This window comes from Xenorhabdus aichiensis, assembly GCF_028598775.1.
Classification (GTDB): domain Bacteria; phylum Pseudomonadota; class Gammaproteobacteria; order Enterobacterales; family Enterobacteriaceae; genus Xenorhabdus; species Xenorhabdus bovienii.
Window position 1 is genome coordinate 44684 of sequence record NZ_JAQRFO010000005.1, and the last position, 12697, is coordinate 57380.

Sequence of the window (12697 nt, forward strand, 5' to 3'; positions counted from 1 at the left end):
ATGAAAATAAAACAGGAAGTTGCGGAAATGCACACTAATGATCCCATTGTGATGAATGCAAGGAAACAGGCATTCAAAGATTATGTTCGCCAACAACTGGATACCGAATATCAGGGGTGTCCCTTTTTTGTGACGCGTCTGGCGGCATCGGAGACGAACACAGAGGTTGTCACAACGTCATTCACCCTTGCCGAACCACTGAACAGCAGAATTTTCACTATGGCAGCGTCTCCGCTGCATCGTTTGTCGCTGTTTTCCGCCTGCATCAAGTATCTCGCCTTTTTGCACAGCCGAGAGCCGGAAGGGAGCTTGATTTGGGCGATCGAGGCGCAAGATAGGGCGGGCAACGGAACACCGATGGTTTTGTCCAATGACTGTCCCGCTGGTGTTTATCTGGTCCCCGCTAAATGGCATCTGACGGAAACGGAACTGACACAACCCGTAAAACGACTGTTTGGTGAAGAGCTTGCACAATGGAAGCGAGTTGCTGCGTTGACGTCTGGCATACCTGTGCAATCGGCGTCTTCCGTGATGTCGCAATCGCCGCAAATTTTGGTGGGTTACTCTGAAACGCAGGCACCCTTTGAAGGAACAGAGGCGGCGTGTTATTCACTGAGTCTCTGGATCCAAGCCCGTCCCGAAAAGACCTGTCTGCATATGCGATTCGATTCGCGGAGGGTGGACGCAGAACTGACATCACTTTTGATGGATCGTTTGACCTTGTTATTGAACAGCATGGTATTCGAGCCAAACTCCCCGCTCGCGTCAATGCCCTGGATGCCGGAGCAAGAGCGGGAGCGAGTTGCTGCACTTTCTGCCCCCGTACCCGCGCAGCCGCTGAGGTATAAAAATGTGGCGCAGGCCATGACCGCCTCCATGCGCGACAGAGCTGAAACCCGGTTTCTGGAGGCCGATGAGCAGACCGTTAACTTTAAACAGTTGGAACGGTACACGGCTATTTTGTTGACCGATCCTGATTTGCCACAATGGGAATCGTTAGGCGACTGTGTGCTTATTGTCGGCACCAAGGGCGTGGAAACCACACTCGCTGCGATGGCATGTATACGCATCGGTAAGCCGTTCTGCCTGCAATCCCATAGCGCGCCAGAAAGGCAGTTATTGGACATTATCGAGCTGCATAGCACCAAGGTGGTTCTGCTACAGGAAAGTTGCGGTGAGATGGTAGAATTCTTCCGCACTCAGGGCTGTCAGGTCGTCATGCTGCCTTATTATGTACCGGCCAAGCTGACGCATCGAACGGAGATGTTTGCTCTGGCGGCATTGCTGTGCAAAGGTGAGGCGGTCAATCCCGACGACCCATTGTGTGTGGTGATGACCTCCGGCAGTGAGGGTAAACCGAAAGGTTGTATCAATACTCATCAAGCATTACTTAATCTCAGTGATGAAAAACAAACCCTGTACTGCACGGCAGGTTCCAGAGTTGCCTCCGTAGCGAATCATACTTTCGACTATTTCGTGCTGGAATGTGTGCAGTGTCTGACTCAGGACATTGTGTTGGTCATGCCGCCGGAAGAGGCGCGTACAGACGCTGAAAAGTGCGTCAAATTCCTGCGGGAAAACCGCATCGATTTATTGTTCACCACGACCGTGCTGGCGGAATACATCATGGAGTTGGGGGATATTCCGAACTTGCGGCAACTGTATTTTGGCGGCGAAAGTCTGAGAACGTTTCAAAAGAATAATTACGAGCTGTTTAATGTATACGGCCCCAGCGAAACCGGCGTTATCACAACCTATTTATCCTTAGTGCGTAATGACCAGAAAATCACTATCGGTAAGCCGTTAGGCGGCTGCCAGTGTGTCGTGGTATTTCCCGATAGCTTAGAACCCTGTCCTATCGGTGTAGCGGGTGAGTTGTTGATAGGAGGAATCGGCGTTGGGGCGGGCTACATAAATCGCCCTGATCTCACTGCAAAGGTGTTCATAGACTTGGATACTGAGTGGTTGAAAGGAAAGTATTATCGCAGTGGCGATCTCGGTTGCTGGAATGTTCAGGGTGAGATTGAAATTGAGGGAAGGCGGGATCGCCAACTGAAAGTGAACGGTTTCCGCGTCGAGTTAGATGCCATTGAAAAAAACATCCTGGATCTGCCGACAGTGGCTCAAGCGGCAGTGATTGGCATAGAAGACCAGCGGGGACACGCTCATCTGGGCGCCTTTATCGTTACGACGGACAGTAGGGTCACGGAGCAAAACGTCAGAGAGGCGTTATTAAGCCGGATGCCCGCCTATATGGTGCCGAGTCCGGTTATTTTGGTCGCGGAATTATCGCTGACGCGCCACGGTAAACTGGATCGACAAGGGCTAAAACAGGCATTTGGCAAGGCAGTGAGCGGTAAAATCGTCCGGCCTGACGGTGCAATCCAAGAATGGTTGGCAGCCTGTTGGGCGCGGTATTTGGAGTTGGACGTTGACACGTTGTCGGTAGACAAAAGTTTTTTCTCCCTGGGTGGCCACTCGTTACGGGCAGCAAGAGTTCTGGCGGAAATTCAACATGAATTTGGGCTGGTTGTCTCTTTGTTGGAATTCTTTCAAAACGATACGATCGAAGCGCTTGCGAAAACAATCGACGCCCGACGGACTGGCAGTGACAGCATGGCGACGGAGAGTTTCTCAAATCTGCTGGACACCGCACCTCAGCTTGCGGTTAGCGGGCGTGGGCCGTTATCGGCACAAGAAGTTCGGCTTTATGCACAATATCGTCTGCATCCAGAATCACGGGCTTATATTTTGGCGCTGGAGATCCCGTTATCTCATGACCTCCTCCCTGATGCAGTGAAACAAGCACTACAGGCTCTAATCGACCGCCACGATATTTTGCGTACCCGATATCGCATTGATAGTGAAGGCATTCCCTATGCTGAGATATTACCGTCGCTCTCAGTTGACAGGGTACTGATCGATGATCCGAATCAGTGGTTACAGATGCGGACGCAGGCTTTCGAGTTAGGAGAAGCGCCTCTGCTGAGAGGCTGTCTACAGGAATTGAACACGGAGCACGCCGGCTTGCAGTTGCAGATCCACCATATTTTAGTGGACAAACCCTCGTTGGAGATCCTACAGCGTGAGTTTCAGCAATTGCTGGCGCACGAGTCGTTGGCTCCCGTTGCGCTGAGTTACAGGCACTACGCGCTGGCATTAGTGGATGCCCGTCAGCGCCCGGTTTGGACACAGGCTGAAACATTCTGGACAAACTATCTTGAAGGGCTTGAGTTCGATCCGTTCGGGCATGGCGCAGTGGATGCAGGCAGCAAGGTAAAAACCCTATCCTGGCATCTATCGGCTGCGGATATGGCAGCAGTGAAACGTCTTTGCGGAACAGTAAGCGTGACTCCGGCCATGCTTTTTCTGTCGGTGTGGGGGCTTACCGTGGCGCGCGAAGGGAGTAGCGATGCTTTTTCCATTTCAGTGGCGAATGCATTTCGCCCAAAAAATGCGCTGGAGACAGTGGGCATGTTCGTCTCGTTATCCCCTTGCGCGTTTCGTTTTGATAAGCCGGCAGAAACCTTTGACCGATTTATTAAGAAATTGGCGGATGAGCAGTGGCGCGCGGTTGATCAGCTTTTTTTCCCGGTTGAAGAGGCCTTTGCATTGCTCAGTCGTGACCCTAGGATGTTTGGCCATAATCCACTGCTTAATGTCGCCTATTCCTATCTTGACGCAGGGGAGAATGAGGCACTGGATGCAGAGGATTTATTGCTGGAAGCGCATGGGCCGCTCAATCTTACTGTCAGCCATCGTACGCAAGGTATACAAAATACACAAAGTTGCCGATTGACGCTGGAATATCAGATCGCGGCTTTCACAGATTCACAGATAGAAGCCATCGTAACCGGCTATCAGGAAATTTTGCAGCAGATCTTGAGTCACGCTCCCTCCGACTTGCTGATTGATGAGCTGATAGTGTCTACCGACGCAGTTAAAAAGGCCTTTCGGCCAGTTCAACGACGTGCGTCGTATCGCCAAATTGATGCCATGCTGATTAATGGGTTTCTGACATTGACCGACCGTCCCGCGGTGATTGATGAAGAAGGCGTCGTGACTTGGGAAGAATTCGCCGCATTAACCGCTGCGTATACGCAGGTTCTAAACAAGGGGACGATTCGGCGGGCGCTCATTTTGGGACGTCAGGGGCGTCAACTACAGGCATTTCTGGCGGCGTGTTTCCTGACGCACACGACCTATCTGGCACTGGAAACGGGGACACCGGAGGAGCGTATTAACGAGGTGATCCGCCATGCAGAGCCGGATCTCGTGATCATGCACGGAACGGAAATTGGCGCGGCGGCGGTGTCGGAGATGGGAGCGCAATTGCAGGACAATAATCTGCTTGCCCCTGTTTCCATCAATTGGCACGGCTTTCACAGCATGAAATCCTGCGACGATAATCCTATTGCATGGGTATTGTACAGTTCCGGGACTACCGGTAAACCCAAAGGCATTTGTGTTGCCGCGCGTACGGCGGCGCAGTATGTGGATTCACTCGTCAATAAGCTGAGATTGAAGCAAGAATTGCAGACAACGCAGCAAGAATTGCGGATCGTGCAGCAGTTTTCGCCCAGTTTTGACGGTTATCTCGAAGAAGTTCTGCTCGCTTGGGTGTTGCAGGGAACGAGTGTGGTCGCTGACCGTTACAGTTTATTGGATGAACGCAAGGTGAGGGCGTTTTTACTTCGCTACCGTCCTGATGTCATTTCTGCGGCTCCGGCTCTTTTCTCTGCTTGGAACCGTATACCGGAGTTGGCGCCCTTGCCCACGATCTGCATTAGTGGCGGGGATTTCCTCGCAGCCGGAGATATCAGCCAATTACTCGAACGCACTCAGATTTGGAACAGCTATGGCCCCACGGAGACCTGCATCGCTGTATCAATGGTGAATTGCGCTCGGTTGGCGTCAGGTGCGGCACTTTCCATCGGAGAACCCTTCGACCATGCCGCTTTTGCCGTGATCAATCAGGATGGCGGCCGGCTCCGGATCGGTCAATGGGGAGAACTGGTGATCTATGGGGATTTTGAGCATCACGGCTATCTGAATGATCCGACGCTGACTGCGCGTAAATTTGGTCGGGACGCTCAGGGAACGTTTTTCCGCACCGGCGATTTAGCGATGGCGGACAAAAACGGTCTGTTTTACCTCAAAGGGCGAATGGATGATAGCTGTAAAGTGCGGGGCAATTTCATCGGTTTGGGTGAATTAGAAAACCGAGCAGGGCAGTATCCTGACGTGATTGCGGCGGGTGCCGCAGTGGCGTTCGCCGGCACACCGGAAGCCTGTTTGGTACTGGCGATTGAAGGAGAAGAGAGTGTGCAGTCGGATCTGCAACAGTATCTGGCGCGACATTATCCCCGTTCCCACCTGCCGTCGGCGATATTTCCGGTAGCGTCTTTGCCCCGAACCGAAACAGGCAAACTGGATCGGCAGCGGATCGTGGCGCTGTTTCTGGAATGGCGTGAATACACGCATCAAACACAGGAGGAACAGGCAGCGACAATGGGTGAAGGATTGCAAAAGCTAATCACCTGCTGGAGGGAATGCCTGGGATATAAAGGGGCGTTGACACAGGATTCTGACTTCTTTCTGGTATCCGGCTCGTCCCTGAGTGCCGTGCGCTTGGCTAACCAATTGGAAACGCGGTTCGGCGTGACATTCAGCCCCGTTGATGTGTTTCGCAATGCCACGCTTGGTGAGCAATGGTCGCTGATCAAAGCACGGCAGGGAGCACATGACACAATGCCAGTGAAGTTGTTACAAGAGCGTTTCCTGAACGCCGATGAGCCGGGCACTGCCAAACTGATACTGCTGCCGCCAGCGTTAGGAGGATTGATTGAATTGCAGGCGCTGGCGGACAAATTGGCCGGTCGCGTCACTGTGTCTGTTTTAACAACGGATCCCCGCGCCGTTGAAAACCTGTCAGTGCAGGAATTTAAACAGGCGTTACTCAGTGACTTGGCACCGTATATTGAAGCACAGAGCAGACACTCGTCACGATCACTGTGGCTGGGCGGCTATTCTCTTGGGGCGGAGATGCTGGTGGCATTGCTGGCGCAACAAGCGGAACTATCGCAGCCATCGCAGCATTTTTCCCAATATATAGACAAGCTGGTATTTCTCGATCCTAACTTGCGCACCGATGTTTTTGCGGGGGATGAGCTGTATGCAGAGTTCGTTGAGTTTTTTCGCGACGTTAATCGGTTGGCCTTTGATTGTGCGGGTATTGATGCCGATATGGATGTTGAAACACTGCGGCGGCAATTCCCTTCGCTCCATCAGGAGTGGCGCTATTACCAATTACAGCATCAGATCCTTGAAAACAAAACATTTTATGAGCGGATCCTGGCTCTGCCATTAGAAAATCTCCCTGTCGCGATGTTCTTTTCCGACGATGCAGACGAAGCAGGTATTGATGGACTTACGCAAAAAATAAAAGGGTGCTGCACCGTCCGGCGTAAAAGCGGTGATCACGTTGAATTCGTTAAGCAATTAACTTCCGATGACTTTATCGATCTGGAACAGGGTAAGACATTATGCGTACAGAAATAAGAGAAGATTTAGATATCGCTGTCATCGGTTTGTCAGGTCGGTTTCCGGGAGCGGGGAATTGCAGTGAGTTTTGGCGAAATTTGTTGATGGGCGTGGACGGGATTTCCTGCTTTACGGCAGAAGAATTGCTTAAAGCGGGGCATGATGCCAGCAAGATACGCAATAAAGATTTCGTGCCGGTTAACGGAGTACTGGAAGGTGCACAGTATTTCGATGCGGAGTTTTTCGGCTACAGTCAGGCAGAAGCGGCGCTTTTGGATCCGCAAACCCGTTTGATGATGGAGTGCGTTTGGCATGCCCTGGAGAACGCTGGCGTCGATCCGGACAAACGGAGTCGTAATATCGGACTGTTTCTGGGGGCGCGCAGTTCGGTGCAGTGGACTATGCAGGCGATGCTGTCTGAACAGGTTGAGAATGTAGGCGGTTTTCTTGCCTCCCAACTGTCCAATAAAGATGCGATGAGTACGCTAATCTCCTGGAAGTTAGGACTGGAAGGCCCCAGTTTTACCTTGCAGACCGCCTGCTCAACCAGTTTGGTCAGTCTCCATCAGGCCGTGCAGAGCTTGTTGAGTGGTGAGTGTGATTTCGCTGTTGCCGGCGGAATCAGTCTGCTATTGCCGCAGCAAAACGGGCATACCTATCAAGACGGGATGTTATTTTCAAAAGACGGTAAGACCAGAGCGTTTGATGCGGAGGCTACCGGCAGCGTGTTCGGTAGCGGGTTAGGCGCGGTGGTATTACGGCGGGCGGGAGACGCTATTGCTGATAACGATCCTATCTGGGCGATCCTCAAAGGTTCTGCCATTAACAACGACGGTGCCCGCAAGGTAGGTTACACCGCGCCTAGCGTTAAAGGGCAGACGGAAGTGATTCGCTCTGCTTTGCAGATGGCAGAGATCGACGCGGCGGATCTGGATTTCATCGAGTGTCATGGCACGGCGACCTCTTTGGGAGACAGCATCGAATTTATGGCGTTGCGTGAAGTTTTCAATGAAAGAGGATCTTCTGCCAATGTAGAGGAGACACTCAATCAATGTGCACTGGGTGCCGTTAAAACCAACATCGGGCATCTGGATTCCGCCGCGGGTATCGCCGGTTTCATTAAGATGGTATTGGCACTCAGACACGGCATGATCCCACCCACGTTGCATTTCCAACGCCCTAATCCTCAGTTGGAATTTGAACACTCCCCGTTTTATGTCAACACCCGCGCTGAACCGTGGCCGTCAAAACAAGGGAAATTGAGAATTGGTGGCGTCAGCAGTTTTGGTATTGGCGGAACCAATGCGCATATGGTGTTACAGCAATATGTGCTCCCTCCGCAGGCCATGAAGACAAGCGGTGTCGATAAAGTACCCGAAGTCTGTTTTTTTCCGTTTTCAGCGAAAAACAGCGCTTCTCTGGGGTTGCAATTAGAATCAGTGTCCCAGTGGTTGGTATCGCAAACTGATCCGGATTTATCTGCGCTGTCCCGTACCTTGGGCAAGCGGCACAGTTTTCCGTATCGAGCCGTGTTTGCGGCAGATTCGAAGTTTGCTCTGATGTGGCAAATTGAACGCTATCTGGCACCTGATGAACAGACGGAGAGTCTGGCGCTGGTTCGGCAAGTTTTGGAAACGACATCGCCAGATAACCTCTCAGAACATTTTGCTGCTATCACCGACTGGGTATCCGGTAAGACAAAAGAGCTTGAGAAATGTCTTTTCCGCTCCTGTGATGGACAACCATTGATGGATGTTCCCGGATACGCTTTTATTCGTGAGGAGCACGGAACAGGACATATTACAGATAAAACCTGGTCGCAGATTGCCGATATCGTCGCGGCACCTGATGGCAAAAATCTGTCTAAAAATGCGTCGGGTCTGTTATCGCCATTCTGGAAGCCTATACGCTTGCCGGCACAATCGATGTTGGAGGTGAAGCCGGACGCCGTGCTGCTGGTTGACCAGACGTTAGCGTCTCTTGTGGGCGGGTTGGCAGACAACAGTCAGATTGAAGTTGTCAGTCTGGATATGCTGTGTCCAGTACAGGTGCGGAACGCTCTGGCAAAACTGTCTATTGGTTCGCAAATAACAGGTTCGCAAATGACAGGTTCGCAAAAGAATCCTTCTCTGGTGTTGTCGCTGGCGTTCCCGACGGAGGGTTTTTCTTTTGCGCCAACGTCGCTCCAAATCTTATCTGAATTAGGCAGGGCGCTCGCGGAGACTGATTTCTCCGTGTTTACTTCCGTGCATATTTATTTGATCGTGCCTGCTTTCTCCATGACCGGCGATAGCGGATCTCTGGCTGAATCTGTATTGACGGCTGCGGCTCTTAAAGCGTTAGCGTTAGTGATGCCTCAGGAAATTCCCGGTGTCAATTGTGCGTTTCTGTGCATTCAGAATCCTAGTGCAGATTGGACACCCGCTGCGCTGACCAGACTGCTGCAAACTCCGTTGCATGGGCCTTTGAAACTCAATGACGAGGGGCTGTTTGTTGAAGATTTCCGTTGTCCGGATGCGGAAGAAAATGATGTGTTGGATGCGTCGTATTTCATCGGGAAAACTTACGTCATCACGGGTGCTGGCGGCAGGATGGCCAAGGTGATGGCAGGGGTGATCGCACGACGTTTTCAAGGGCGGTTGGCACTAATCAGTCGCCAGCCTGCGGACTCTCCCGCGATGAAGCGCTTACAGGAAGAGTTGAAGGACGCGGGCGCTGAAACGGTGGAGATTTTTCCGTATGCTCTGGAATCGGAAGCCGACGCATTAGCGTTGTTTGAATCCATTCGCCATCGTTTGGGGGAAATCAGTGTGGTTCTACACGCCGCCGGCGTCACTGATGGCAATTCTTTTTCTCCTCTGGTTCAACTCAATGCTGATCATTATTGCGCGCAACTCGCGCCAAAAGCTCAGGTGGCGGAAGTGCTTGCCAACGTATTTGAAAGCATTCCTGTCAAATACTGCTTCGTGACATCTTCTATGTCGGCATTTTTCGGGGGGATTGCCCATGCGCCATACGCGGCGGCCAATCTGTTTCTGGATGGTTGGGGTCAGATGCAAAACAGACGGTTGACAGGAACGCGTTGGGTTGTTGTGAACTGGGAAACGGTTCATTTCGAAGAAGAACGCCGGGCTGATGCATTTGTCTGGGGTGCCAATGAAGTTGCTCTCTCTGGCGCTGAGTTTCCTGCTCTGTTTGAACGCAGCTTGCGTGAATACGATCACGAAAACCAGAAAATTTTCTCTGCTGGCCAGTTTATGGATAGGTTATATGCCTGGGGAGGAAGACGTGCTGCCAATGGCGATCACAGACCGCAGGCCGAGGGGAACGTCAAATTGAAGCCCAGACCGAAAACGCTGACTTCCGTTTATCACTCGCCTGCCAATGAGATGCAGAAGGAAATTGCTGCTATATGGAGCAGTATTCTCGGTATTGATGGTATCGGCATTGATGACCGATTTATGGAACTGGGTGGCGACAGTCTGAAGACTATTGTGATGGCGGAAAAAGTGTATAAAAAACTCGGTAAGCGAGTTTCCATTCAGGACTTTTTTGCGCAGCCCACCTTACGGGAGATTGAGCGGCAGTTGCTCAACGACCAAAACGCTTTTCATCCGATCTTGCCGACCATCGACCCATCTGAGCCAATCGTTGCCAGCGCCGATCAGGAATTGTTGTACATACATCAAACCACGTTTACCGACGCCAGTTATAACATGCCAATGGCTTTTCAATGTCCGGCGGCGATCAGTGCGATCGCCATCGCTACAGCGATAGAACAGGTTGCAGATCGGCATCCAGTCTTGAAATGTCTGTTTAAAAGGCAGGAGGCTAATTTGATAATGCTGCCTCAGCTTGATGCTAAAGTCAGCTTGGCCATATTTGAGGCTGAACCCGCACAGGAGGAAAATCTGGTTCGCCTCGAACAGTTTGCTAAGGCACCTTTTGACCTGCATACCGAACTGCCAATGCGCGCCATGATGATAAAAGGTACGGATGCCGGCCAGTTCCATCAGGTGTTGATCGTCGTCCATCACATCGTATGCGACGCTGTTTCTCTGGGCATACTCGCTCATGATTTTCAGAATAGGCTTGAGGAGCGTCCGTTACCTGCGCCGGAGTACAGTTTCGCGGCCTATCGGCGCTATAGGCTGGAATTTGAGAGTGAAGATCAGGTACGGAAAAATAAAGCCTATTGGCTCGCCAATCTATTGCCTTTGCCGGCGCCGTTGGCATTGCCTGCGGTAGATGATTATGACGGACATATCGATGCCGACAGCCATCGGGGGGTAACGCGGGTTAAAAGTTTTTCTGCGCAAACCAGTGAAGAAATCAGGTGTTTTTGCAGTGATCTGGGGCTCCCTGTATTTACCTTTTTCCTTGGGGTGTTCGGGGTGCTGATGACGAAAATCGCCCGCGCCGAATCCTTTCTTCTCGGTGTTCCCGTCACCGGACGCACACAGCCGGAGGAACTGGCACTGGTGGGCTATCTTGTCAACATGCTGGCTCTGAAAATTGAGCCGGATGCGGACTTTGCCATGACGGATTATCTTCTGGAGCTGAATGCACAGTGGTCTGAAAGCGTCCCTTATCAGTCCTATCCGATGAGCACGCTGCTGGAAGACCTGAGTACCGGATATGACTTTCAAAGCCGTCAAGGCAAACATCCGTTGTTCGACGTGGTTTTCGGATATCTGCCACTGAGTCTGAACGGTGCTGAAGAGGCCGAGTGGCTCCCCGGATTTTCCCGACTGGAACTGACGTCAGATACGGCCAAATTTGATTTGGTGATGGAAATATCCGAAACCCAAGAGACATTTGACTGCACGATACAATTTCGTGCACGCATGTTTAGCGAAGCAATCATTATGGCGCTGTTTGAGTACTTCTTCGCGTTGATAGAGGAAGTGCTCACCGATCCTGATACGGAAATACAGGAATTACTCAAGAACCTTAGCGGTGAGCCTACGCCGGAAATGTCCGCTCAGACGAGCGACCAGAACGTGGATTCAGAGTTTAATTTTTAGGGGAGGGCGAAAGATGAGTCTTTTCGGTAATACATGGAATGCGTTCGGGGATGTCGCGATGTGGGCATTCGAAGAAATGAGCATTTATCGGCGCAGGCAGGGTACGCAACGAGAGGTTGGCAATAACGATGTACTGGCGCGCCTTGAGGCGGCTGAATATCGCAAGGTGGAGAAAGTTTCGGACATTTCTGTCGCTGAGTTCAGCGAACGCTACTTAATGAAGAAAGAACCAGTTATTGTCACAGATGGCTTGAGAGGCTGGCGAGCGAAGCAAATATGGAGCTTTGATTACTTTTGTCAGGAGTTCGGGGATATGTCCGTGCAATTGCAGGATGCAGGATTCAAACCGAAAGACCATGTTGAGTTGCGCGCCTACCTGCGGGAAATCGCGTCATTGCCTGCCGTTGAACTGGGCGAAATGGGGGATAACCTTAGCTATCTGCGATACACCTACGATTCATTTTTTAAACATCTGCTGTTCACTTGGGGATTTGGCCACAGGGTGAAAACCAATTCGTTCAGTTTTCTGGCGTTTCAACGCATTCAGGAGCATTGGCGTAGGCCTTATTTTCTGCCGGATGGCGGTTATAAGATCCCTTGGGTTCAGGTAGGGTCCCTGCATCCCAACAAGCGGATGTGTCAGGATTGGGGACTCTATTTTTCTGCTCCGGGAGCTTGTACCCGTTTACATGTCGATGGTATGCGCACCAATGCGGTGTTGTGTCAGGTCGCGGGCAGAAAAGCGGGCTGGATCTTTTCCGCTTCGCTTGAAGATGTGGTCAGAGATGCTGCTGAGGGTAGTGCTGCTTTATCACCCGTCGCACCACCCGCCGCTAATGGGAAAAGTGAGGCAAATTCACCACACAGCAAAGATCGCATATGGCAATTCGACTTGCTGCCGGGTGAGATTATGCTGATCCCCAAAGGATTAGCCCATGAAGTGCATACCTTATCGCCGAGTATTTCTTTGACTTATAACTTTGTCACTAATTCGGAATATCGTGATTACTTCAATTTCAAACGCGAGCGCGGCCACGGCTGGATAGCCAATGCACCGATTGCGGCTGTTCCGGAATTTTCCCTTATTCACCAACGTAACCAAAGGCTTTAGTTTTGACTGTTGCTGG

General features: G+C 51.5%; 3 protein-coding genes. All 3 read left to right on the forward strand.

The features are described 5' to 3' along the window. From PSI22_RS03870 to PSI22_RS03880, 3 genes are read left to right on the forward strand one after another with little or no spacing between them, the layout of a single operon-like run. Window positions 1-6561, forward strand: coding sequence for an AMP-binding protein (locus PSI22_RS03870; protein ID WP_273578665.1), 6561 nt, complete (start codon window positions 1-3; stop codon window positions 6559-6561). After that, window positions 6546-11570, forward strand: a complete 5025-nt coding sequence (locus PSI22_RS03875) for a beta-ketoacyl synthase N-terminal-like domain-containing protein (protein ID WP_273578666.1) — start codon at window positions 6546-6548, stop codon at window positions 11568-11570. Before PSI22_RS03870 ends, PSI22_RS03875 begins: the two co-directional genes overlap by 16 nt. 13 nt (window positions 11571-11583) lie before the next feature. Further along, window positions 11584-12681, forward strand: a complete 1098-nt coding sequence (locus PSI22_RS03880) for a cupin-like domain-containing protein (protein ID WP_273578667.1) — start codon at window positions 11584-11586, stop codon at window positions 12679-12681. Window positions 12682-12697: the final 16 nt, after the last annotated feature.